The sequence below is a fragment of the Pseudoxanthomonas sp. G3 genome (assembly GCF_057654715.1).
This window is the reverse complement of the sequence record NZ_CM172805.1, coordinates 273,461-296,761: the sequence shown is the minus strand read 5'-3', so window position 1 is coordinate 296,761 and position 23,301 is coordinate 273,461. Positions and strand designations below refer to the sequence as shown.

16 protein-coding genes are annotated in these 23,301 nt (G+C 68.3%); 6 read left to right on the top strand and 10 right to left on the bottom strand.

Annotation, left to right across the window (positions count from 1 at the left end; translation table 11 throughout):
* Positions 1–69: 69 nt before the first annotated feature.
* From AC23D6_RS01380 to AC23D6_RS01365, 4 genes are all read right to left on the bottom strand, one after another.
* Entirely contained in the window at positions 70–2,367 is a 2,298-nt protein-coding gene (locus AC23D6_RS01380) for an NADP-dependent malic enzyme (protein ID WP_487751066.1), read from the bottom strand.
* 115 nt (positions 2,368–2,482) lie between these two features.
* On the bottom strand, positions 2,483–3,778 hold the full coding sequence (locus AC23D6_RS01375; protein ID WP_487751065.1) for an alpha/beta hydrolase: 1,296 nt from the start codon (positions 3,776–3,778) through the stop codon (positions 2,483–2,485).
* Positions 3,779–3,803: 25 nt separating this feature from the next.
* Positions 3,804–6,884: a TonB-dependent receptor domain-containing protein gene (locus AC23D6_RS01370; protein WP_487751064.1), complete on the bottom strand. Its 3,081-nt coding sequence runs from the start codon at positions 6,882–6,884 to the stop codon at positions 3,804–3,806.
* 38 nt (positions 6,885–6,922) lie between these two features.
* Positions 6,923–8,278: a dicarboxylate/amino acid:cation symporter gene (locus tag AC23D6_RS01365; RefSeq protein ID WP_487751063.1), complete on the bottom strand. Its 1,356-nt coding sequence runs from the start codon at positions 8,276–8,278 to the stop codon at positions 6,923–6,925.
* A 135-nt stretch (positions 8,279–8,413) separates the two neighbouring features.
* Here AC23D6_RS01365 and AC23D6_RS01360 point away from each other — a divergent pair, with 135 nt between their 5' ends.
* Positions 8,414–11,056, top strand: coding sequence for a hybrid sensor histidine kinase/response regulator (locus AC23D6_RS01360; protein WP_487752545.1), 2,643 nt, complete (start codon positions 8,414–8,416; stop codon positions 11,054–11,056).
* A gap of 10 nt (positions 11,057–11,066) precedes the next feature.
* Here AC23D6_RS01360 and AC23D6_RS01355 read toward each other — a convergent pair whose 3' ends face one another.
* The gene (locus AC23D6_RS01355; protein WP_487751062.1) at positions 11,067–11,711 is read right to left on the bottom strand and encodes a LuxR C-terminal-related transcriptional regulator; all 645 of its coding nucleotides are present in this window, start codon (positions 11,709–11,711) and stop codon (positions 11,067–11,069) included.
* 48 nt (positions 11,712–11,759) lie between these two features.
* On the bottom strand, positions 11,760–12,995 hold the full coding sequence (locus AC23D6_RS01350; protein ID WP_487751061.1) for a flavohemoglobin expression-modulating QEGLA motif protein: 1,236 nt from the start codon (positions 12,993–12,995) through the stop codon (positions 11,760–11,762).
* 103 nt (positions 12,996–13,098) lie between these two features.
* On the opposite strand from AC23D6_RS01350, the gene gltS reads away from it, so the two are divergent.
* Entirely contained in the window at positions 13,099–14,301 is a 1,203-nt protein-coding gene (gltS, locus tag AC23D6_RS01345) for a sodium/glutamate symporter (protein WP_487751060.1), read from the top strand.
* A gap of 168 nt (positions 14,302–14,469) precedes the next feature.
* Here the strand turns inward: gltS and rsgA are convergent, their stop codons facing one another.
* Positions 14,470–15,594, bottom strand: coding sequence for a ribosome small subunit-dependent GTPase A (gene rsgA / locus AC23D6_RS01340; protein ID WP_487751059.1), 1,125 nt, complete (start codon positions 15,592–15,594; stop codon positions 14,470–14,472).
* A 102-nt stretch (positions 15,595–15,696) separates the two neighbouring features.
* On the opposite strand from rsgA, the gene AC23D6_RS01335 reads away from it, so the two are divergent.
* Together AC23D6_RS01335 and AC23D6_RS01330 are read left to right on the top strand one after the other, a co-directional pair.
* The gene (locus AC23D6_RS01335) at positions 15,697–16,977 is read left to right on the top strand and encodes a pyridoxal phosphate-dependent aminotransferase (RefSeq protein WP_487751058.1); all 1,281 of its coding nucleotides are present in this window, start codon (positions 15,697–15,699) and stop codon (positions 16,975–16,977) included.
* A 101-nt stretch (positions 16,978–17,078) separates the two neighbouring features.
* Positions 17,079–17,726: an SGNH/GDSL hydrolase family protein gene (locus AC23D6_RS01330; protein WP_487751057.1), complete on the top strand. Its 648-nt coding sequence runs from the start codon at positions 17,079–17,081 to the stop codon at positions 17,724–17,726.
* Positions 17,727–17,938: 212 nt separating this feature from the next.
* Here AC23D6_RS01330 and AC23D6_RS01325 read toward each other — a convergent pair whose 3' ends face one another.
* Positions 17,939–18,766, bottom strand: coding sequence for a polysaccharide deacetylase family protein (locus AC23D6_RS01325; RefSeq protein WP_487751056.1), 828 nt, complete (start codon positions 18,764–18,766; stop codon positions 17,939–17,941).
* A 50-nt stretch (positions 18,767–18,816) separates the two neighbouring features.
* On the opposite strand from AC23D6_RS01325, the gene grxD reads away from it, so the two are divergent.
* Positions 18,817–19,746, top strand: coding sequence for a Grx4 family monothiol glutaredoxin (gene grxD / locus AC23D6_RS01320; protein ID WP_487751055.1), 930 nt, complete (start codon positions 18,817–18,819; stop codon positions 19,744–19,746).
* Between the two features lie 144 nt (positions 19,747–19,890).
* On the opposite strand, the gene AC23D6_RS01315 is transcribed toward grxD, so the two are convergent.
* Both AC23D6_RS01315 and AC23D6_RS01310 read right to left on the bottom strand, forming a co-directional pair.
* On the bottom strand, positions 19,891–20,430 hold the full coding sequence (locus tag AC23D6_RS01315; RefSeq protein ID WP_487751054.1) for a DUF924 family protein: 540 nt from the start codon (positions 20,428–20,430) through the stop codon (positions 19,891–19,893).
* A gap of 538 nt (positions 20,431–20,968) precedes the next feature.
* Positions 20,969–21,745 carry an AMP nucleosidase gene (locus AC23D6_RS01310; RefSeq protein WP_487751053.1) on the bottom strand — a complete coding sequence of 259 codons (777 nt, stop codon included), beginning with the start codon at positions 21,743–21,745 and terminating at the stop codon, positions 20,969–20,971.
* Positions 21,746–21,858: 113 nt separating this feature from the next.
* Between AC23D6_RS01310 and AC23D6_RS01305 the strand changes: the two genes are divergently transcribed.
* Positions 21,859–23,280: an amidohydrolase gene (locus AC23D6_RS01305; protein ID WP_487751052.1), complete on the top strand. Its 1,422-nt coding sequence runs from the start codon at positions 21,859–21,861 to the stop codon at positions 23,278–23,280.
* Positions 23,281–23,301: the final 21 nt, after the last annotated feature.

Here is a 23,301-nt window from a genome sequence, read left to right as displayed (position 1 = left end):
TGAGGTCCTGGACACCGACCAAGAAAAAGCCCCGCATGCGGGGCTTTTTCTCTCCAGGACCCGGACCAATCAACCCGGCCCGCTGCGCTCCGCTTCGCGCTGCTGCCGGATCTGCGCATCCACCGCGGCGATGGCGGTCATGTTGATCACGCGGCGCGGGGTGGCGCTGGTGGTCAGGATATGCACCGGGCGCGAAATGCCCATCAGGATCGGGCCGATGGCCACGCCGTCGGTGACCACGCGCACCATGTTGTAGGCGATGTTGGCCGCGTCCAGGTTCGGCAGCACGAACAGGTTGGCGCGCCCGGTCAGCGTGCTGCCCGGCATGATCCGGTGGCGCAGCACTTCGTCCCATGCGGTATCGCCCTGCATCTCGCCGTCGACGTTGAGGTCGGGTTTGCGCTTCAACAGCAGCTCGCGGACCTTGCGCATCTTGATCGCGCCCGGCGTCTCGTGACTGCCGAAGTTCGAGTGCGACAGCAGCGCGATACGCGGTTCGATGCCGAACAGCTTCAGACGATAGGCCGCCTGCAGCGTCGCCTCGGTGATTTGCTCGGCGGTCGGGTCGTCCTGCACGTGCGTGTCCAGGAAGAAGTACGCACCCTGGTTGTTGATCACGCCGGTCATGGCCGAGGTCGACTGCACACCCGGGTCCAGCGGGATCACGCTGCGCACGTAGCCCAGCTTCTTGTGGAAGCGGCCGACCAGGCCGGTGATCATCGCGTCGGCTTCGCCACGGGCCACCATTACCGCCGCGATCAGGGTGGGACGCGAGCGCATCAGGTTCTTGGCCGCCGCCGGCGTCACGCCACGGCGTGCGGTCAGCGCGTGGTAGTGCTGCCAGTAGTCGTTGAAGCGCGGATCGTCGTCCTGGTTGGTCACTTCGAAATCGACGCCGGCGCGCATGCGCAGGCTCAGGCGCTGGATGCGCGCCTCGATCACGTCCGGGCGGCCGATCAGGATCGGGAACGCCAAGCCTTCATCGATCACCGTCTGCACCGCGCGCAGCACGGTCTCTTCCTCGCCTTCGGCGTAGACCACGCGCTTCTTGTCGGCGCGCGCACGGTCGTAGACCGGCTTCATCATCAGGCTGGTGCGGTAGACGAACTGGCCCAGCTTCTCGCGGTATGCCCACATGTCCGGGATCGGGCGCAGGGCCACGCCGGAGTCCATCGCCGCCTGCGCCACCGCTGCGGCCACCTCGACCAGCAGGCGCGGGTCGAACGGGCGCGGGATCAGGTATTCCGGACCGAAGCACGGCACGTCGTCGCCGTAGGCACTGCCCAGGTCGGAGGCCTCGCGCCGCGCCAGCTTGGCGATGGCATGCACGCAGGCGACCTTCATCTGCTCGTTGATGACCGTGGCGCCCACGTCGAGCGCGCCGCGGAAGATGTACGGGAAGCAGAGCGCGTTGTTGACCTGGTTCGGGTAGTCGCTGCGGCCGGTGCCGATGATGACGTCCGGGCGCACGGCCTTGGCCTCGGCCGGCGAGATCTCGGGGGTCGGGTTGGCCAGCGCCAGGATGACGGGCTTGTCCGCCATCGTCGCCACCATCTCCGGCTTCAGGATGCCGCCGGCCGACAGGCCCAGGAAGATGTCCGCCCCGTCCACGATCTCGGCCAGCGAGCGCTTGTCGGTATCGCGCGCATAGCGTGCCTTGTCCGGATCCAGGTGCGGGCGGCCGGTGTAGATCACGCCGTCGCGATCGAACGCCAGGATGTTCTCCGGCTTCAGGCCCAGCGCCACTAGCATGTCCAGGCAGGCGATGCCGGCCGCGCCGGCGCCGCTGGTGGCCAACTTCACGTCCTCGATCTTCTTGCCGATCACTTCCAGCGCATTGACCACCGCCGCGCCGACGATGATCGCGGTGCCGTGCTGGTCGTCGTGGAAGACCGGGATCTTCATCCGCTCGCGCAGCTTGCGCTCGACGATGAAGCACTCCGGCGCCTTGATGTCTTCCAGGTTGATGCCGCCGAAGGTCGGCTCGAGCGAGGCGATGATGTCGACCAGCTTGTCCGGGTCGGTCTCGTTGATCTCGATGTCGAACACGTCGATGCCGGCGAACTTCTGGAACAGCACGCCCTTGCCTTCCATCACCGGCTTGCCGGCCAGCGCGCCGATGTTGCCCAGGCCCAGCACCGCGGTGCCGTTGGTGACCACGGCCACCAGGTTGCCGCGCGCGGTGAGCTCGCTGGCCGCGTTCGGGTCTTCGACGATGGCCTCGCAGGCGTAGGCCACGCCCGGGGAATAGGCCAGGGCCAGGTCGCGCTGGGTCAGCATCGGCTTGGTCGGGGCGACCTTGATCTTGCCCGGCGGGGACTGCCGGTGGTACTCGAGCGCGGCCTGCTTGAAATCGTCGTTCGTCATCGCGGAAACGGTGCCTGTGGTCTAGGCGGGGGAACGGCAATTCTACCCGGTCCCCGCCAACGCCGGATTTCGCCGAATGCGGCGCTGCGTCACGCCGCGCGCGTGCAGGCGCGACTCAGAGCGTCATGAAGCGGCACGCCGCGTGCGCCTGCGAGGCGCGGCCGCAGGTTTCGCCGAAGGCCGTGGGTTCGGGCCGCGTGCCGGTATCCAGCCACTGTTCTAGCACCCGCAGAGCGGTCGCATAGGTCGCGTCCTGCAAGCGGCTGTGATCCTGCTCGTCGGTCAGCGCCTGCAGCAGCAGGTGGCTGCGTCCGGCGGCGGCGACGGTCGCGGCGTACGCCGCGTCGGCTTCGTACGACACGGTGGCGTCGTGGCGCGCATGCACGGTGACGGTCGGCAGCACGATCAGGCCGGACAGGTCCGCATCGTAGGCGAGCATGGCCAGTGCAGCAGGATCGGCATTGAAGCGTTCGACACCGGCATTGAGCGCGGCATCGTCGTGCGAGCCGCGGTACCGGGTCTTGGCGTTATCGAACGGGTTGCGGCCAGCGAGGCGCAGCTGCACCAGATCCTGAAAATGGAACGTGCCCCAGGCCAGGTGCGCCACCAACTGCTTCTCGGCCACGCCGGTCACCGCGAGGATGTCGCGCAGCTTCGACGCCTGCGTCGGCGTGCGCTTCGCCGCCGGCTGGTCGACGCCGGTGCAGGCGTCCACGCGCTTGCGCAACTCGTCGCGCGTCATCGTCGCGCCCGCCGGCAGGCCCTGCCACAGCGGGTACGGCGCTTCATCCGGCGCCGGATGGTTACGGCAGTAATACTGGTAGACCGCGCGCAGGTCGGCACGGAAGCCGTAACCGCGCGTGCCGCCGAACAGCAGGCCGTTGGTGGTCAGCACACCGTCGTAGTTCGCGCGGCCATCGATCTCCAGCGCGTACAACTCGGCCGCTTTCGCGGCCACGTTGCCGCCCCACGACTGACCATGCAGCAGCGTGCGTTCCGGCCGGCCCCAGCGCGCCCAGAACACCTGCCGGCTGTGATCCACATCGGCGGCGGCCATGCGCACGCCGTAGCCGCCGCGCCGGTAGGTGGTGCCGATCCACGCATAGCCATCGCGCACCATCACCGCGAAGCGGTCCAGGTCTTCCGCCGAATCTCCGGCCTTCGGCGCACCCAGGCGTGGACCGCCGTGCGCATGCACGACGAGCCGGCGGTTCCAGGCCTCGGGCATCGCCACCAGCAGCCACGCGCCATGCACATCGCGCCCTTCGTGGCAGGCGACGCGCGGCCCCACCGACGCCGGGCACGGGACGGACGCGAACGCCACCTCGGTGTCGGCGGGCGCGGCGGCGGCGCACGTGCCGCCCACCGCCAGCCACGCGGCCAGCGCGGGTCCCGTCCAACGACGGCTCATGCGACGCATGGTGCGTGGATCCTCCTCAGAACGACCGACTGATGTTGACGTAGAAGTAGCGACCCCACGGATTGTGCAGCGAACCGCGGTAGCCGCCTTCGGCCAGCGCCGGACCTTCGTCGGTCAGGTCGCGCACGCCGAGACGCAGGGCCGTGCCATCCGGGAAACGGTACTGCCCGTACAGGTTGTGGAACAGGCGATCTTCCACCACCCACGGGTCACCCGACACGCCGAGCAGCTGCGGCTGTTCGAACGAGCTCATGTATTGCGCCGAGTAGCCGACGCGCCACGGCCCCTTGTTCCAGGTGAGCGAACCGCTCGCGCGCCACTCCGGACGGCCGTTCTGGCCGATCAGCTGGCTGGGATCCGGCAGCGGCGTCAGCGGATCGATGGTGCCGGCGGCGCGCGCGGCGTACAGCGCATTGACGATGTCGCCCGGATCACGCGTGAACTCCAGCAGGCGCGTCGCACTGAGATTGACCGAGAACGAGCCGAAGCGCGTGCGCCGCAGCGACCAGTCCATGCCGAAGTCCAGGCCGCCGGCCGTCTGCGGCTGCAGGTTGATGAAGCGGTCGTTGATCGCGATGACCTGGCCGACCGGATCGATGCCGGTGCCGGCGAAGAAATCGATATCGTCCTGCGTGGGATCGGCGCGCACGACCAGTGGATTGCTGCCGCCTTCCACCCGGTTGAGGTAGTCCAGCGTCAGCGCGGTCTGCGCGCCCAGCAGGCCGACGATCTGCTCCTGCTTGATCTTCCAGCGGTCGACGGTGAAGGTGAAATTGCCGAAGCGCTCCGGGATGAAGGCCGGCTGGAACACCACGCCGTACGAGGTGTTGGTGCTCTCCTCCGGCTCGAGGTCCGGGTTGCCCGCCACCAGCAGCGATGCACCGGCGATGTTCTGGCCGCACTCGCTGAAGGACGCGATGCGCCCGGCACGCAGGTCGGCCTCGCAGCGGACGTGGTCCACGCCGCTGGCCAGGCGCGCGTACTGGGTCGCGTTGGTCTGCTCCAGGTTGGGGGCGCGGAAGCCTTCGGAGTACGAGCCGCGCAGGCGCACGCCTTCCACCACATCCCAGGCCAATGCGACCTTGGGCTTGGCGACCGAGCCGAAGTCGGAGTAGTGCTCGTAACGGCCGGCCAGCTGCATGTCCAGGCGGTGCACCAGCGGGATGTCCATGTCGGCCGACACCAGCGGCACCGCGAACTCCACGTACGCCGAGCCGACATTGCGCGAGCCGCGCGTGTCGGGGTTCGGGCTCACCGCAGCGACGTTGCTGGGGTTGGTGGCGCCGGTGACCATGTCGGTGAAGGTGTAGGTGCCGTCGAGGTTGGCGTCGCGGTCGTCTTCCTGCGTCTCACGACGCGCTTCGGCGCCGAAGGCGATGCCCACGTCGCCCGCCGGCAGGGCGAACAGGTCCGCGCGGCTCATCTTGAAGTCGGCCACGGTCAGCGTGGTGCGCGATTTGCGGACCAGGTCGAACACGATCGCGTCGATCGCCGCCTGCGAACTGGGCGAGCAGTCGCTGTGCGTCGGCGTGGCCACGCAGCCGCCGCTGAACGGGTTGTACGCATCCGGCGTGGCCAGCGCCAACTGCTGCTGCAGCGCGGTCATGTTGATGTTGGGCGAACGGTCCTCGGCTTCGGCCTCGGAGTAGAGCAACGCGGTCTCCCAGTTCCAGCCGTTCCACTCGCCGCGCAAACCGGCCAGGAAGCGCGCCTGGTAGTTCTCCACGCGCACCCGCTGGAAACCGGCATCGACGTAGCGGTAATTGCTCATCTGCACCGGCAGGCCGGCGGCGGGCACGTTGGTCAGGCCCGGCAGGCGGTTCGGGTTCGGCGAGCCGTCGGGCAGCGTGGTCGCGCCGAACGGATTCCAGTAGTTGCTCGCCGGGATCCACAGGCTGTTGAGGTTCACCACCGGCGGCTGCAGCGCTTCGCTGACGGCCTGGTAGTAGCCCACTTCGCCGAACGCTTCCACGCCGTTGTCGAGCGCGTAGTGACCGGTGAGGTAGGCGTTGAAGCGCTCCACCGACGGGCGCACCGTGGTGCCGTAGCGCGTGTCGTAGCGCATCTCGCGGTGGGTGGTGTTGAAGTTGTGGTTGCCGCTGGCCAGGCACAGGTCGTTGCCCAGGCTGACGCCGCAGCCGAAGCTCGACGGCTGCACGCGGAACGCCCCGGCGGTGTTCGTCACCGCGACACCGTTGGAGCGGATCACCGCGCGCGGACCCACGGTCAGGCGCGCCCACGGCGTATGCGAGGAGCGGCCATCCAGTGCGGCCAGGCCTGCGAAGTCCGGATAGTCGGCGAACAGCGCGCGCAGGTCGTCGGTGGACGTGTAGTCCTGGTCCGCCGCCATCAGTTCGGAGCGGTCGGTGTAGTTCAGGAACACCGAGACATTGCCGCGATCGAAGTTCTTGCCGGCGAAGACATTCGTCTCGAACTCGTTCATGCCGGTGCCTTCGGCGGTGCCGTAGCGCGCGCTGGCGCTGACGCCGTCGAAATCGGTCTGCAGCACGGTGTTGACCACGCCGGCCACGGCATCCGCGCCGTAGATGGCGGCCGCGCCGTCGAGCAGGATCTCCATGCGGTCCAGGCCGGAGACCGGGATGGCATTCGAGTTGAAGCTCTGCACCGGCACCGTGCCGGTGTCGGACGTGCCCTGGCTGGTCGGATGTTGCACCAGGCGGCGGCCGTTGAGCAGCACCAGCGTGTTGCCGACGCCGAGCGAGCGCAGGTTCACCGAATTGACGTCGCCGCGCGCGGCGTTGCTGGTCTGCGGATTGTTGGACGCATCGAACAGCACGTCGCCCATCTGCGGGATGGTGCGCATCAGTTCGTCGCCGGAAATCGCGCCGGCGGCATCGATCTGCTCCGCGCCGACCACCAGCACCGGCAGCGCATCGGTGGTGGATGCGCCCTGGATGTGCGAGCCCACCACGACCACTTTGTCCAGGGTCTTGGCGTCGTCGGCGGGCGCGGCTTCGGCCTGCGGCGCCGGGTCGGCCGGGGCCGATGCGTCCTGGGCTGCAGCGGCGTGGATCACGGCCAGCAAGGCCAGGGTAAGAGCGCTCCGCAATGGGGCGGCGCGTCGGTGGGTATGCATCGTTCAGTCCCTCCTCTGAAGACGTGGTGTGGCCGGCGTCAGTCGGCCGTGAGTCGTGTCGGGTCGCCCGGGCCCGCGGCCGGATCGGGCGCGGCGGCGATCGGTGCGGATGGCGCGCCCAGCGCGCGCGCCAGCGCGTCGCGGTCGAGCGCGTTCTCCCAGCGCGCGACCACCAGCGTGGCCACCGCGTTGCCGGTGAAATTGGTCAGCGAGCGGCACTCGCTCATGAAGCGGTCGATGCCCAGGATCAGCGCCATGCCGGCGACGGGCACCTCCGGCACCACCGCGAGCGTGGCGGCCAGCGTGATGAAGCCGGCACCGGTGACGCCCGCGGCGCCCTTCGAGCTCAGCATCGCCACCAGCAGCAGCATGATCTGGTGACCCAGGCTCAGCTCGGTGTTGGTGGCCTGGGCGATGAACAGCGCGGCCAGTGTCATGTAGATGTTGGTGCCGTCCAGGTTGAACGAATAGCCGGTGGGCACCACCAGGCCGACGACGGACTTGGACGCACCGGCGCGCTCCATCTTCTCCATCAGCGATGGCAGCGCGGATTCGGACGAGGACGTGCCCAGCACCAGCAGCAGTTCGGCCTTGAGGTAGCGGATCAGGCGGAAGATCGAGAACCCGCACCACCACGACACCAGCCCGAGGATGACGATCACGAACAGCAGCGAGGTCAGGTAGAACGAGCCCACCAGCCATGCCAGGTTCACCAGCATGCCCACGCCGTACTTGCCGATGGTGAAGGCGATGGCACCGAACGCGCCGATCGGCGCCGCGCGCATCAGCAGGTGGACCAGGCGGAACACCGGCGCGGTCAGCGCTTCCAGCAGGTTCAGCACCGGCCGACCCTTCTCGCCGACCAGCGCCAGTGACAGCCCGAACAGCACGGCGACGAACAGCACCTGCAGGATGTTGTCGCCCACGAACGGGCTGACCAGCGTCTTCGGGATGATGTCGAGCAGGAACCCGACCAGGGTCAGTTCGTGCGATTTCTGCACGTAGTCGTTGACCGCCGACTGGTCCAGGTCGGCCGGATTGATGTTCATGCCGGCGCCCGGCTGCACCACGTGCGCCACCACCATGCCGACGACGAGCGCCAGCGTGGAGAAGAACAGGAAGTACACCATCGCCTTGGCGAACACGCGGCCGACGGTGCGCAGCTGGGTCATGCCGGCGATGCCGGTGACGATGGTCAGGAAGATCACCGGCGCGATGATCATCTTCACCAGCTTGATGAAGGCGTCGCCCAGCGGCTTCATCGATTCGGCCAGCGCCGGCGCGTAGTGCCCCAGCACCGCGCCCAGCACGATGGCCACGATCACCTGGAAGTACAGCTGCTTGTACAGCGGCTGCTTCGGCGGCGGCAGGGCGGGGGCTTCAGCCAGGTGCATGGGAACTCCGGGACGGACGACGGCGCCGCCCGGATCGGCGGCCGGCATGTTGTACCCCCGCATCGCCGTGGCACCGATAACCTATTGGTACTAGCCCCGCCCCGGCGGCGGCCTCCGCTTAGACTGGCCGCCATGCTGCGCGCCCGCCGCCACCGCCAGACCCTGCTTGTCGTGCTGCTCACTCTGGGCGGCGCAGCATTAGCGATCGTGATGGCCTACCGCTGGGCCGGCGCACGCGCGCTGCGCGACGAAACCGTGCAGCTGCAGCGCCAGCTGGACCTGCATTCGCAGGCGCTGCAGCAACGCATCGACCGCTACCGCACGCTGCCGCAGGTGCTGGCGCAGGACCCGGAGCTGCGCCAGGCGCTGGTCTCGCCGGTCGACGATGCACGCCGCAATGCGCTGAACCAACGGTTGGAAGACGCCAACAGCGTCACCCGCTCGTCCACGCTGACCTTGATCGACCGCCATGGCATCGCCATCGCCGCCAGCAACTGGCGCGAACCGACCAGCAACGTCGGCGAGGACTACAGCTTCCGTCCCTACGTGCAGCAGGCATTGCGCGACGGCCGCGGCCAGTTCTACGGCATCGGCCTGACCACCGGCGAGCCGGGCTACTTCCTGTCGCAGGCGATCGAGGGGCAGGACGGGCAAGTCGCGGGCCTGGTCGTGATCAAGATCGAACTCGATGCGCTGGAACAGGAGTGGCTGCAGACGCCGGACATCGTCCTGGTCAGCGACGCGCATGACGTGATCTTCCTCGCCAGCCGCGACGCGTGGCGCTACCGCACGCTGCGCACGCTCACCGACAGCGACCGGCGCGAACTCGCGGCGACCCGACAGTACGCCCGCCAATCGCTTTCCCCGTTGCGCGTGCAGGCGCTGCCGTCGGCTACCGGCGACGCACGCCGTGTGCGCCTGCTGGACCCGCCGCTGACCGAGCCGGTGCTGTGGCAATCGATGGCGCTGCCCGAGGAAGGCTGGCACCTGCACCTGCTGCACGACGCGTCGGCCACCGTGGCCGCCGCGCGCACCGCCGCCATCGCGGCCGGCGGCGGTTGGCTGGCGTTGTCGTTCCTCGCGCTGTTCATGCAGCAACGCCGGCGCCTCGCCGTGCTGCGCCAGCGCAGCCGCGCCGAACTGGAAGCCGTGCTCCAACAGCACGCGCAGGAATTGCGTACCGCGCAGGACGGTATCGTCGAGGCCGCGCGCTCGGCCGATGCCGGCCTCAGCCGCAGCCTGGAGCACCTGCCGCAGGGCGTGGTCATCATCGATGCCGACTTGCGGTTGGTGGCGTGGAATTCGCGCTACCTGGACCTGTTCCGTTTCCCGCCCGACCTGATCCAGGTCGGGCGTCCGATCGAGGACGTATTCCGCTACAACGCCCGCCGCGGCCTGCTGGGCCCGGGCCCCGTCGAGGAGGCGATCCAGCGGCGCCTCGAGCATCTTCGCAGCGGCAAGCCGCACATGCGCGAGAGCGAGAAGGACGACGGCGTGGTGCTGGAAATCCGCGGGAACCCGCTGCCGGACGGTGGCTTCGTCACCAGCTACGCCGACATCACCACCTACAAGAACGCGGCGCGCGAACTTCGCTCGCTGGCCGACGCGCTGGAGCACCGCGTGGAAGAGCGCACGCGCGCCCTGGCCGACGCCACCCAGGCGGCGGAAAGCGCCAATCGCTACAAGACGCGCTTCGTCGCCTCCGCGGTGCACGACCTGCTGCAGCCACTCAACGCGGCGCGCATGTTCGTCTCGGCACTTCGCGGTCGGCTGCCCGACGACGATGCCCGCCGCATCGCCGACCACGTGGACAACGCCCTGATCGCGCAGGACGCCATCCTCAACAGCCTGCTGGACATCGCCCGCCTGGAATCCGGGGCGCTGCCCACGCGCGTGCGTGATTTCGCGCTGGCGCCGCTGCTTGAAACGCTGACGCGCGAGTTCGGCCTCGTCGCGGCGGAGCGCGGACTGGTGCTGGACAGCCTGCCGACGCGCGTGGTCGTGCGCAGCGACGAAGCGCTGCTGCGGCGCATCCTGCAGAACTTCCTCTCCAACGCGATCCGCTACACGCCGCGCGGGCGCGTGCTGCTGGGCGTGCGGCGCATCGCCGGTGGCCTGCGCATCGAAGTGCACGACCAGGGCCCGGGCATTCCTGAAAGCCTGCAGGCGGAGATCTTCGAGGAATTCCGCCGCCTCGACGACGGCGTGGCCAACGACCGCGGCGCCGGCCTGGGCCTGGCCATCGTGGAGCGCATCGGCCGCCTGCTCGGCCACCGCATCGGCCTGCACTCGCGCCTGGGACGCGGCAGCGTGTTCTGGGTGGAAGTACCACGCGGCTCGGCCGACGCTATGTCCACCGAGCCCGTCGTGGTCGCCAGCGAACCGGACGACGGTTCGCCGCTGCGCGGCCGCCGCGTGTGGTGCATCGACGACGATCCGCGCGTGTGCGAGGCCACGCGCGCCCTGCTGCGTCGATGGGAATGCGAAGTACCGCTGGCCGCTGGCCCGACCGATGCCTTGGCCGCGGCCACGCGGGGCCAGGCGCCGGACCTGCTGCTGCTCGACGTGCGGCTGGGCGACACCGACGGGCCGACGCTGTACGCCACCCTGTGCGAACGCTGGGCTGCCACGCCACCGGTGATCCTGGTCACCGCCGAGCGCGACGACGCGCTGCGCGCGCGGGCGCAAGCCTACGGCTGGGGTTTCCTCGCCAAGCCGGTGAAGCCGGCGGCCTTGCGCGCGCTGATGACCCAGCTGCACGTGCGGCGCACGCGCTGAGCGCGCCGCGTCAGTCGGCCGGTGGGCCTTCCGGCTCCAGCGACTTCACCAGCACCGCCGCCTGCGTGCGGCTATGGCATTCGAGCTTCTTCAGGATCGCGGTGACGTGCACCTTCACCGTGTTCTCGGCCAGGCCCAGCGCATGCGCGATCTGCTTGTTGAGCAGCCCGTCGGCCAGGCACAGCAGCACGCGGAACTGCTGCGGCGTCAGCTGGGCCAGCCGCGCCGCCAGCGTGGCGTCTTCTTCGGAACGCTCGGCGGTCAGCGGCGGGAACCACGTGCCGCCGTCCAGCACCACCGCCACGGCTTCGCCGATGGCCTCGGCCGGCGAAGACTTGGGAATGAAGCCGGCCGCGCCGAACTGCTGTGCGCGCCGGATCACGCGCGGGTGCTCGTTCGAAGAGATCACCACCACCGGCACTTCCGGGTGCTCGCCGCGCACGTGCAGCAGCGCCGAGAACCCGTGCGCGCCGGGCATCGTCAGGTCCAGCAGCACCAGGTCGGTATCCGGGCGCTGGTCCAATGCCTGGCCCAGCGCGGCGGCGCCAGCCGCTTCGGTCACGGTAGCGTCCGGCAACGCGCCGCGCAGCGCATGGATCACCGCATTGCGGAACAACGGGTGATCGTCGGCGACGAGGATGGCGGGCGTACTCATGCCTCCAGTGTGCCATCCGATGCGGACACGGCGGTTAGCACTTTGTGGCTAGTCCGCCGACAGGCGATCCAGGCGGATGCGGTTGGCGAACAGCGAGAACGCCAACATGCCGGCCAGTCCGCTGGCCCGGCTTACCCAACGCGGCAGCCACCGCGGCGGCGCCAGCACGCCGGATTCGAACAAGGGCTCGAAGCCCGCCACGTCCTCCAGCGTCATCTTGCCGGCGAACAGCCGCCTACACAGGCGCAGACGGTCCTGCTGCAGCGAATGGCGGAAGAACGTGTGCACGCCGACCAGGCCGCGCAGGTATACGGTGTCCTTGGTGAACGCCGCGCCGCCGGTCGTGGGCACGCCGCGGAATACGCGCTGCGCGGAAGAGAAACTCTCGGCCGGATTCTGTCCGGCCTCGGCGAAGTAGCGGTAGACCTCGACGAAATCCGCGCCGGCCAAGGCCATCGCCACCGCCTCGATGCGCAGGCTGATGCGTTTCATCCGCTCGATGTCGATGCTGCCGGTGATCTGCTCGGCGAACGTCGCCAGGCCCTCCTGAGTGGCGGTCACGCGCGGCGACGACAGCGCCAGGCTGGGCAGGTGGACCTGCTCGCGGCCGTTCAAGGCGGTGAGCGAGTGCACCAGCGCCTCGTGCTGCAACAGCTGGCGGCGGTCGTAGTCGCTGAAGGCCGCGCCGTGGCGCAGGCGGATGCGGGTGGCGCCCGCGGCCGCCTTCGCGATCAGCGTGGGATCGAGTTCGACGGTGATGACCCGGCCATCGAAGAAATCATCGAGGTCCGCCTGCAACTGCAGCTGCAGTGCCGTGGCGGAGACCGGGATCTGTTCTTCCGGCGCCAGCAGCTCGTGGTCCAGGTCGTTGGCGATGGTGATGAAGTGGCGCGCGGCGTCGCGCGTGGTGGGGCCCTCGCCCGGGAGACATTCCTCGGGCGTGCCGAACAGGGCAATGGAGTGCGCCGTGACCTGCGGGGAGCCGAGCGATTCCAGCAGTTGCGCGGCGATGTCCCAGCTGCGCGCGGATTCGCGCAGATAGTGGCCCAACGGGTGCGAGGCATCGGCCGCCGCCGACACGGCCGCCAACTCGCGGCGTGCATCGCCGAAGTCCAGCCGTGGGTACTCGATCACCGGCAGCACCGGTTGCCCGCGCGCCACGCCGGCGAGGAAGGGAGCCTGCGCGTCGGCGGGCCAACTGGCCAGGCTGAGCAGCTTGATGCCGCGCACGGCCTTGACCAGGCGCGCGTCGAGCGCGGCGTGATGGACGATGTCGGCCTGCATGGTGCCCTCCCGGCGGCCACTTTAGCCCAGCCCGCCGGCGCTACGTCACAAGTGGCCGCGCCTGCACTATGCTCGGCATTCTTCCATCGGTTGCGGGGGCAGCATGTTGGAACTCGACGCGGTACAGACGCTGGCGTTCGCCGGCCTCGCGCTTTTCCTCGGTTACGCCCTCTGCCGCTTCATTCCCGTACTGTCCCGCTACAACCTGCCCGCGCCGGTGATCGGTGGACTGGCCGTGGCCCTGGCCGTGCTGATCGCACGCAACCACGAGGTCACCCTGTTCTCGCTGGACACCAGCCTGCAGGCGCCGCTGATGATCGCCTTCTTCACCACCATCGGCGTCAACGCCAGCGTGTCGTTGCTGCGCATCAGCGGACGGCAAGTGGTGATCTTCCTGCTGCTGGCCACCGGCTTCGCGGTGGTGCAGAACCTGCTGGGCATGGCCGTGGCGATGGGCTTCGGCCTGCATCCGCTGTTCGGCGTGCTGGCCGGCTCCACGACCCTGACCGGCGGGCCCGCCACCGGCCTGGCCTTCGCCCCTTTGTTCGAACAGGCCGGCGTGACGGGTGCCGAATCCATTGCGGTCGCCTCGGCGATGGCCGGCATCATCTGCGGCGGCCTGCTGGGGGGCCCGGTGAGCACCGTGCTGATCCGTCGCCACAAGCTGTATGGCGGCGTGAAGCTGGGCGCGCCCGACGAATCCGCCGCCGAGCCCACCGGCGCACGCGATACGCCCGACTTCGCCACGCGCGAAACCGATGCGCTGAAGAGCGTCGTCGTCATCCTGGTGGCGATGTGGATCGGTGCCGGCGTCAGCGCCGGCTTGAGCGCCGCAGGACTGACGCTGCCCGCGTATGTCGGCGCGATGATGGTCGGCGCCCTGATCCGCTGGATCGACGACCGCACCGGTTGGCTGCGCCTGCCTGTGGCGACCACCGACCTCATCGGCAACGTGTGCTTGGCGCTGTTCCTGGCGGTGGCGCTGATGAACCTCAAGCTGTGGGAACTGGCCGGGCTCGCGGCCCCCCTGATGGTGAACCTGGCCCTTCAGGTCGTGCTGGTCGCGCTGTTCTGCGGCGTGGTGTTCCGGGTGATGGGGCGCGATTACGACGCCGCGGTGATGGGCGGCGGCTTCATCGGCTTCATGCTCGGCACCACGGCGAACGCGATGGCGGTGATGCGCACGCTGGTCGAACGCTACGGCATGGCGCCACGCGCGTTTCTCGTCGCCCCGCTGGTGGGCGCGTTCTTCATCGACTTCACCAATGCGCTGATCATCACCGGGTTCATCAATTTGTGGGATTGAAGCAGGACACCATCGGACTCAAAAAGGTATTTGCGCCTTCATGACGCAGCCCCCTTGGTAAGGGGGCGATTCGCGCCTGCGGCGCGAATGGGGGATCGGCAGCGTGGGCTGGGGCCCGCGCTTTGCGAAGCGAAGCGTGGGAGGTCCTTCGCGCGACGCGCGGAGGACCTAGCGCTTGCCGTACTTGTCGGCCAGGCGCTTGTTCAAGGCCTTGTTCTGCACTTTGGCGTTGGCCTTGTCAGCCAGGCGCGAGGCGAGCTTGTCGGCGGCGGCGGCGACTTCGTCGCGCAGCTTGAGGTAATTCAGGAAACGGCCTTCGTCCAGTTCCCCGCGCTCGATCGCCGCGCGCACCGCGCAGCCGGGCTCGCGGTCATGCGAGCAGTCGCGGAACTTGCACTGCTCGGCCAGCGCTTCGATGTCGGCGAAACCGCCGTCGGCCAGATCTTCTTCGCCGGTCGGCTTGAGTTCGCGCATGCCCGGCGTGTCGATCAGACACGCCCCCGCAGGCAGTGGAATCAGCGCGCGGAAGGTGGTGGTGTGGCGCCCGCGCGAATCGCTCTCGCGTACTTCGCCGGTCTTCATGCGCTCGTCGCCGAGCAGCGTGTTGGTCAGCGTGGACTTGCCGGCACCGGACGAACCGACCAGCACGACGGTGTGGCCCGGTTCGAGCCACGGCGCGAGTTGCGCGACGCTGGCGGCGTCCTTCGCGTTGACGGTGAAGACCGGCACGCCTTGTGCGGTGAGATCCGCCAGCACCTCGACTGCGTCGTCGGCGTACTTGGTGCGGTCGGCCTTGGTCAGCACCACCACCGGTTGCGCGCCACCGCCCCCGACCAGCAGCAGGTAGCGCTCGATCCGGCGCGGATTGAAGTCCGCATCCAGGCCGCAGACGATGAACACCGTATCGACGTTCGCCGCGATCACTTGCTGGTGGTAATGCTCGCCCGCAGCACCGCGCTTGATGCCGGTGTGGCGGGGCAGTAGCGCGACGATGCGCGGGCGCTTCGATGCGGCATCTTCCAGCAGCACCCAGTCGCCGACGGCGGGCCGCTCATGGGCGGGAAACCGCGGGCGCTGCCATTCCGGCAGCGATTCGGCCTTCACGCCCTCGCCGGGCGCATTGGCGACCACATACCCGGAGCGGTGCTGCTCGATCACCCGCGCCGGGCTGGCGGTCGGGTGCGCGGCCATGGCGTCCCGCCACGCGGTGTCCTCCGGTTCCCCCGCGTACGGCCAGCCGATGGACCGCAGAAGGGTGACGTCGGACACGCGGGAGAGGGGGGGTTCGGGCATGGCGCGCATTCTAGACGGGCCATGAAGGCCGCGGGGCCGGGCGGGCTAAATATCCGTTAAGCTGGCCCCCCTTCCTCATTTTGCCCCTGTGCGGTAGCCGCCATGTCCACCCCGCCCGTCAAACCGCTCGCCACGCGCGAACGCCTGTCCGAAGTCCGCTACGAAATCCGGGGCGAACTGGCACGGCGAGCCCGGGAGCTGGAAGCGCAGGGGCAGAAGCTGATCAAGCTCAACATCGGCAACCCGGGCGCCTTCGGCTTCCGCGCGCCCGAGCACCTGCAGCGCGCGATCGCCGACGACATGGGCCGCACCGATCCGTATACGCACCAGCAAGGCCTGCCGGCCGCGCGCGAGGCCATCGCCGCCGCGTACGCCCAGCGCGGCGCGCCGGATGCGCACGCGGATCGCGTGTTCGTCGGCAACGGCGTGTCGGAACTGATCGATCTGTCGCTGCGGGCACTGCTCAATCCCGGCGATGAAGTGCTGGTGCCCTCGCCCGACTACCCGCTGTGGTCGGCGGCCACCATCCTCAATGACGGGCGCCCGGTGTATTACCGCTGCGATCCAGAGAACGACTTCCAGCCCGATCCCAAGGAGATCGAGCAGCTGATCAGCTCGCGCACCCGCGCCATCGTGCTGATCAACCCGAATAACCCTACCGGCGCGACTTACTCGCGCGAGCTTCTGGAGCGCATCGTCGCCATCGCGGCGAAGCACCGCCTGCTGCTGATGGTCGACGAGATCTACGACCAGGTGCTGTACGACGGCGCGAGCTTCGTGCCGGTCGCCCCGCTCGCCGGCGACGTGCCGTGCATCACCTTCAGCGGCCTCAGCAAGGTGCACCGCGCCTGCGGCTGGCGCGTGGGCTGGGGCGTGGTGTCCGGCCACGGCGACGTGGTGCGCGATTTCCTGCATGCGATGGACCTGCTGAGCGCGCTGCGCCTGTGCGCGAACGTGCCGGGCCAGTACGCCATCGAGGCGGCAGTCAATGGTCCGGATACGATCAGCGCGCTGTGCGCGCCGGGCGGCCGCCTGTACGAAACCCGTCGTGCGGTGATCGAGGCCTGCGAGGCCAGCCCGCATCTGGAACTGGTGAATCCCGCCGGCGCGCTGTACGCGTTCCCGGCCGTGGTCGGCGACGCGGCCAAGGGCTTCGACGATCACGCGTTCGCACTGGAACTGATGGAAACCGAAGGCGTGCTGGTCGTGCCGGGCTCGAGCTTCAACGTGCCCTACCGCCACCACTTCCGCGTCACCCTGCTGCCGGAAGCGGCGACGATGCGCGAAGTCTTCGCCCGCATCGACCGCGCCCTGAAGCGCCGCGCAGAAGCGGCCACCAAGGTCGTGCCGATCAAGGGCAAGTCGCGGCCGGCGGCGGCGTAAGCCCGCGCGGCTGCCGTGGGTCTGTTGTGGGAGCGACGTGAGTCGCGAACGGATCTCCTCGTCGTCCATCGCGATTCACGTCGCTCCCACAGGCAGGTTCCATGACGACGATCTCCGCCCCGCACACCACCGCCCTCACCACCGAGCTGCGTTATCTCGCGCTCGGCGATTCCTACACCATCGGCGAGGCCGTCGATGAGGCAGGCCGCTGGCCGATGCAGCTGGCACGCCTGCTGCGCAGGGAGGGGGTGTTGATCGGCGATCCGCGCATCATCGCCACCACCGGCTGGACCACCGACGAACTCGATGCCGCCATCACCGCCGCCGAGCCACTGGGCGAACACGACTTCGTCACGCTGTTGATCGGCGTCAACAACCAGTACCGCGGCCGCGACGTGGAGGAGTATCGCGCCCAGTTCGCCGCACTGCTGTGGCGTGCCATCGGCTTCGCCGGCAATCGGCCCGGACGCGTGCTGGTGCTGTCGATCCCCGACTGGGGCGTGACCCCGTTCGGGGCCGCGTCGGGCCGAGATGCAGGCCAGATCGCACGCGAGCTGGATGCCTACAACCTCGCTGCCCGCACCGCCTGCGCGCAGCGCGACGTCGCCTTCGTCGACATCACCGCGGTCAGCCGCACGCGCGGCGCCGAACCGGCGATGGTGGCCGATGACGGCCTGCATCCGTCCGCCGCGATGTACACCGAATGGGCGCGGCTGGCCTTCCCCATCGCCCGCCACCTGCTCGCGTAGCGTGCGCCCTGCGCACGAAGCGCGATGACGTATTCATGCATCGTGCGCTCAGCGCGCCGCGGTTTGAGCCCCTCTCCCACCGGGAGAGGGGTTGGGGTGAGGTCCGGCGAAATCAACGGCGGTGAACTTTCCTGATGCCGCCACACCCTCCGGCGCTCCGCGCCACCCCGTATCGCGTACGGGGCAGGCTCTTCTCCCGGTGGGAGCAGGATTCAGGCCGCAACGTCTAGCCTGTCGCGTGCGCGCTCCTCATCCGGCACCACGGTGCGATATCCCTGCGCCTCCAGCCACGCCAGCAATCGCGCCAGGATCGCCACGTTGTGTCCGTGCGCCGCGCCTTCATGCAGCAGCACGATGGCACCAGGCGCGATGTCGCGCGTGATGCGCGCCACCACCTTGTCGGGCTCGCAATCGACACCGTCGAAGCCGCGTGCGCTCCAGGCCACGCGCGCCAGGCCATGCCGCTTCAGCGACAGGCCGACGAAGGGATTGGTCATGCCCACCACGCTGCGGAACCAGCGCGGCGTCTCACCGGTGATTGCGGTCAGGATGGACTGGCTGCGGCCGACCTGGTCTTCCATGGCGCCGGGCCCCAGCCGCCAGAAGCGCAGATCGGGATGATCGGCGCTGTGGTTGCCGATGCCGTGGCCACGGTCGCGGATGGCCTGCACCAGTGCCGGCCGCGCCTGTGCGCGCTCACCGACGATGAAGAAGGTGGCCTTGGCCCCATGCCGGTCCAGCAGGTCCAGCATGGCGGCAGTGTCGTCCGACGGGCCGTCGTCGATGGTCAGCCAGACCACGCGTTCGTCCGTGGGCAGTCGCGCCAGCGCCGGGCAGAACAGGGTGGCGCGTGGATGCAGGGTGGCCCAGACCACGGCCAGGTGGGTCGCCATCATCGCAGGCAGGCCCACGGTCCAGCCCCAGCGCCACCACAGCCAGGCCACGCCCACTTGCGACAGCGCCAGCAGGCCCAATATCAGTCCGGGATGGCGCGGCGGACGATGCAGTGTTCCTGTCGTGCTCATGCCCCATGATGCCACGGGGCGTAAAATCCCTTCTTCCACGCCCCTCACGCATTCCGGTATCCCACATGTCCCTCGACCCCGCCCTGCGCTCGCGCATCGAATCCCTCCTGCAGTCCAACCGCGTGGTGCTCTTCATGAAGGGCCAGCCGACCATGCCGCAGTGCGGCTTTTCGGCCAAGGCGGTGGGTGCGCTGTCGGCGCTCGGCGTGGACTACGCCCACGTCAACGTGCTGGCCGACCAGGAGATCCGCGAAGGCATCAAGGTGTACGGCGACTGGCCGACGATTCCGCAGCTGTACATCGACGGCGAACTGGTCGGCGGCAGCGACATCATCGAGCAGATGACCAACTCCGGCGAACTGGCCACACTGCTGGGCCTGGAAGCGCCCGACCGCACGCCGCCGGCGATCACCATCACCGCGGCCGCCGCCGAGATGCTGCAGAACGCCGTGGCCGACGCCGGCCCGGGCGCCGCGCTGGCGCTGTCGATCAACGCGCAGTTCCAGCCCAACTTCCAGCTGGCCCAGTTCGACGCCAACGCGATCGCCGCCGAATCCAACGGCGTGCGCGTGCAGTTCGACCTGGCCAGCGCGCGCCGCGCCGACGGCATTACCATCGACTGGGTGGACGACATCCGCGGCAAGGGCCTGGCCATCGACAACCCCAATGCGCCCAAGCCGGTGCAGGCGCTGTCGCCGATGGATGCCGACGCGAAGGTCCGCGCCAGCGAAGTGCTGCTGGTCGACGTGCGCCCGGCCGATGAACGCGCGATCGCGTCGGTGAAGCTGCCGTTCAAGACCTTCGACGGCAACGGCCGCGCCGAGCTGGAAGCGCTGCCGAAGGACACCGCCCTGGCCTTCCTGTGCCGCAGCGGCGGCCGCAGCCAGCAGGCGGCGGAAGAGTTCCGCGCGCTCGGCTTTTCCAACGTCTACAACATCACTGGCGGCATCATCGCCTGGGCCGACGACGTGGACGGCACGATCAGCAAGTACTGATCCGCGCTCGCGTCAGCCACGAAAAGGCGGGCCTCGGCTCGCCTTTTCTGTTTCCAAGGCTGTGGGAGCGACGTCAGTCGCGACCGAATACCTGTGCTTTCCCGTCGCGACTGACGTCGCTCCCACAGATGCACATCCAACCCGCTAACCGAGGAAACCGCCGCTGGCAAGGTAGTCGCGCTCTTCCTGCGTGGACGAGCGCCCCATCGCCTCATTCCGATGCGGGAACCGGCCGAAGCGGGTGATCAGGTCGTAGTGCAGCTGTGCGTACTTGATGTAGTTCTCGTCACCGGTGGCACGGAACAGGTCCAGCGAACGCTGCTGATCGTCCAATGCCTCGGAATGCTCGTACGGCATGTAGAAGAAGATCTTCAGCGCCGAATCGACCTGCGCATCGAAGCTCGCGTCGATGGCGCGCGTAGCGTAGTGCCTGGCCAGGCCGTCAGTAGCATACGAATGCGCGCTCTGCCGGAAGCAGTTACGCGGGAACTGGTCGAGCAAGAGGACCAGCGCCAGCGCGCCCTCGGCGTCGCCCATCCAGCCTTCCAGCTCGCGCCGTGCCGCGCGGAAGTGCAGTCCCCGGAATCGCTGGTCGAACTCGGTATCGAACGCATCGTCGTTGGCGAACCACTTGTCGTAGCCCGCGTTCTTCCAGAAGGTGATGATGTCGTTGGATTCGTTCATGGCGTTACCTCCTGCTTGCAGCGGATTAATAGGTGAAGCGAGGTCGACCTGGACGAGTTGCTAGGTCTTGAATCCGCGCTCCGTGTATAGCGCGGGGTAACGTGCGCGCAAAGCATGACGTACCGCATCGGTAGATCGTCGGAATCCAAGCGCAAGGGTCAGTGCTCGCTCATCGCGCCAGGTTAGCCGCACCTCATTGGCGGTGAAGAGCTGCCTGCGAACCTCGATCTTCTCCAACTCGTCAACCATCCAATGCTGCGAGGATCTACGCCTTGCGCGGGATGGTGGATTCTTGTCCGGTGCATATGCAACCTGAGCGATCACTTGACTGCCCGAAGCAGCCAGTGCTCCGCCTTTGATGGATGGCCAGATACCCAGCGGTTCGGCTTCGATGTGTGCCGGGTGCAAATGAAGCAGCCAGTTCTTGAATCCCCAATGGGAATAGAAGGGTCCTAGAACCGGCGCATCTAGAGGTGGCAAGGCTGACATAAGGATCAGAGTGGTGGCCCGTCTGGACTACCTGCAACGATGGACCGGGTCACTCATCAAACCGCAAATGCCGCACTGACTTTCCGTTGCGGCGAATCAGCCGCAGCGCTTCGATGCCGATGGTGATGTGGTTCTCGACGAACGAGGAGCTGACCTTGGCGTCGCTGGCTTCGGTCTTCACGCCTTCGGGGATCATCGGCTGGTCGCTGACCAGCAGCAACGCGCCGCAGGGGATGCGGTTGGCGAAGCCCGCGGCGAAGACGGTGGCGGTTTCCATGTCGATGGCCATGCAGCGCATCGCGCGCAGGCGTTCCTTGAAAGCGACGTCGTGTTCCCACACGCGGCGGTTGGTGGTGTAGACCGTGCCGGTCCAATAGTCGTGGCCCAGGTCGCGGATCATCGTGGACACCGCGCGCTGCAGGGCGAAGGCGGGCAGGGCCGGCACCTCCGGCAACAGGTAGTCGTTGCTGGTGCCTTCGCCGCGGATGGCGGCGATCGGCAGCACCAGGTCGCCCAACTGGTTCTTGCGCTTCAGGCCGCCGCACTTGCCGAGGAACAGCACTGCCTTGGGCATGATCGCCGACAGCAGATCCATCATCGTCGCGGCGTTGGGGCTGCCCATGCCGAAGTTGATCATGGTGATGCCGTCGGCGGTCGCGCTGGCCATCGGTCGGTCCAGGCCGACGATGGGCGCACCGGTCAGCTGCGAAAACACGTTGAGATAGCCGCCGAAATTGGTCAGCAGCACATGCTCGCCGAACTGGTCCAGGGGCACGCCGGTGTAGCGCGGCAGCCAGTTGTCGACGATTTCGCTCTTGTCCTTCATGGAAGCCTCTTTTTCTAGTTGTTGTGCGGCAATTCTGGCACGACTGCGATGCGTGCACTTGGCAGGACGCGCCGCGGCCGGTTAGGGTCGGCGTCTCTTCCAGGGGATACATCATGCGAACGACCTTGCTGGCCGGGCTGATCCTGGCCTCGCTGGGCGGCAGCGCGCTTGCCGCCACACCCGCCTCGCGCTTCACCCAGGACCCGTACCCGAGCACATACCGTGCGGTCCCGTCCGGCCCGGTGCTGCTGGCCAACGCGACAGTGCTCACCGGCACAGGCGAGCGCCTCGATGGCACCGACGTACTGCTGGCCGACGGCAAGATCGTGGCGGTGGGCCGGGGCTTGTCGGCGCCCGACGGCGCCACCCGCGTCGACGCGACCGGCAAGTGGGTGACGCCTGGCCTGATCGACGTGCATTCGCACTTGGGCGTGTACCCCAGCCCCGGCGTGAAGGCGCACAGCGACGGCAACGAAATGACCGCGCCGGTGACCGCGAACGTCTGGGCCGAGCATTCGATCTGGGCGCAGGATCCCGGCTTCCACACCGCGCTGGCCGGCGGCGTGACCTCGCTGCAGGTGCTGCCCGGTTCGGCGAACCTGGTCGGCGGTCGCGGGGTGACGCTGAAGAATGTGGCCTCCACCAGCTACCAAGGCATGAAGTTCCCGGGTGCCCCGTGGGGCCTGAAGATGGCCTGCGGCGAGAATCCCAAGCGCGTGTACGGCGGCAAGAGCGGCCCGGCCACGCGCATGGGCAACGTGGCGGGCTATCGCGCGGCCTTCATCGACGCCGCCGAGTACCTGAAGAAGAATGCCCCCAAGGCGCAGCAACCCAAGAAGAAGCGCTGGTGGGAGCGCGCCAGCGGTGGAGAGGGTACGGACAGCGGTGGCGATGCCGGCGGCAAGCGCGACCTGAAGCTGGACACGCTGGCCGGCGCGATCAACGGCGAGATCCTGGTGCACATCCATTGCTACCGCGCCGACGAGATGGCGACGATGCTGGACCTGGCCAAGGAGTTCGGCTTCAAGATCGCCGCGTTCCACCACGGCGTGGAGGCGTACAAGCTGGCCGACCGGCTGGCGCAGGAGAACGTCTGCGGCGCGCTGTGGGCCGACTGGTGGGGCTTCAAGATGGAAGCCTTCGACGGCATCCAGGAAAACATCGCGATCGTGGACCGTCCGGCCAACAGCTGCGCGATCGTGCATTCGGATTCTGACGAGGGCATCCAACGCCTCAACCAGGAAGCGGCGAAGGTGATGGCCAATGCGCATCGCGCCGGCATGGGCGACATCGCGCCGGAGCGCGCGATCCGCTGGGTGACCAGCAACGCCGCCAAGGCGCTGGGCATCGCCGACAAGACCGGCACGCTGGAAGCCGGCAAGATGGCCGACGTGGTGGTGTGGAACCAGAACCCCTTCAGCGTGTACGCGAAGGCGGAGCAGGTCTACATCGACGGCGCCCGCCTCTACGACCGCAACGACCGCAGCAGGCAACCCGTCTCCGACTTCATGCTCGGCCAGGAGGTGATGCCATGAGCCGCGCGCAGGATGTGTCCT

What these genes read in the sequence shown, in the direction of transcription:
- gltS (WP_487751060.1), top strand. Translation starts at nt 13,099, where the DNA reads ATGTTGGAACTCGACGCGGTACAGACGCTGGCGTTCGCCGGCCTCGCG.
- rsgA (WP_487751059.1), bottom strand. Translation starts at nt 15,594, where the DNA reads ATGCCCGAACCCCCCCTCTCCCGCGTGTCCGACGTCACCCTTCTGCGG.
- AC23D6_RS01330 (WP_487751057.1), top strand. Translation starts at nt 17,079, where the DNA reads ATGACGACGATCTCCGCCCCGCACACCACCGCCCTCACCACCGAGCTG.
- AC23D6_RS01365 (WP_487751063.1), bottom strand. Translation starts at nt 8,278, where the DNA reads ATGCACCTGGCTGAAGCCCCCGCCCTGCCGCCGCCGAAGCAGCCGCTG.
- AC23D6_RS01310 (WP_487751053.1), bottom strand. Translation starts at nt 21,745, where the DNA reads ATGAAGGACAAGAGCGAAATCGTCGACAACTGGCTGCCGCGCTACACC.
- AC23D6_RS01355 (WP_487751062.1), bottom strand. Translation starts at nt 11,711, where the DNA reads ATGAGTACGCCCGCCATCCTCGTCGCCGACGATCACCCGTTGTTCCGC.
- AC23D6_RS01335 (WP_487751058.1), top strand. Translation starts at nt 15,697, where the DNA reads ATGTCCACCCCGCCCGTCAAACCGCTCGCCACGCGCGAACGCCTGTCC.
- AC23D6_RS01370 (WP_487751064.1), bottom strand. Translation starts at nt 6,884, where the DNA reads ATGCATACCCACCGACGCGCCGCCCCATTGCGGAGCGCTCTTACCCTG.
- AC23D6_RS01375 (WP_487751065.1), bottom strand. Translation starts at nt 3,778, where the DNA reads ATGAGCCGTCGTTGGACGGGACCCGCGCTGGCCGCGTGGCTGGCGGTG.
- AC23D6_RS01315 (WP_487751054.1), bottom strand. Translation starts at nt 20,430, where the DNA reads ATGAACGAATCCAACGACATCATCACCTTCTGGAAGAACGCGGGCTAC.
- AC23D6_RS01350 (WP_487751061.1), bottom strand. Translation starts at nt 12,995, where the DNA reads ATGCAGGCCGACATCGTCCATCACGCCGCGCTCGACGCGCGCCTGGTC.
- AC23D6_RS01380 (WP_487751066.1), bottom strand. Translation starts at nt 2,367, where the DNA reads ATGACGAACGACGATTTCAAGCAGGCCGCGCTCGAGTACCACCGGCAG.
- AC23D6_RS01305 (WP_487751052.1), top strand. Translation starts at nt 21,859, where the DNA reads ATGCGAACGACCTTGCTGGCCGGGCTGATCCTGGCCTCGCTGGGCGGC.
- grxD (WP_487751055.1), top strand. Translation starts at nt 18,817, where the DNA reads ATGTCCCTCGACCCCGCCCTGCGCTCGCGCATCGAATCCCTCCTGCAG.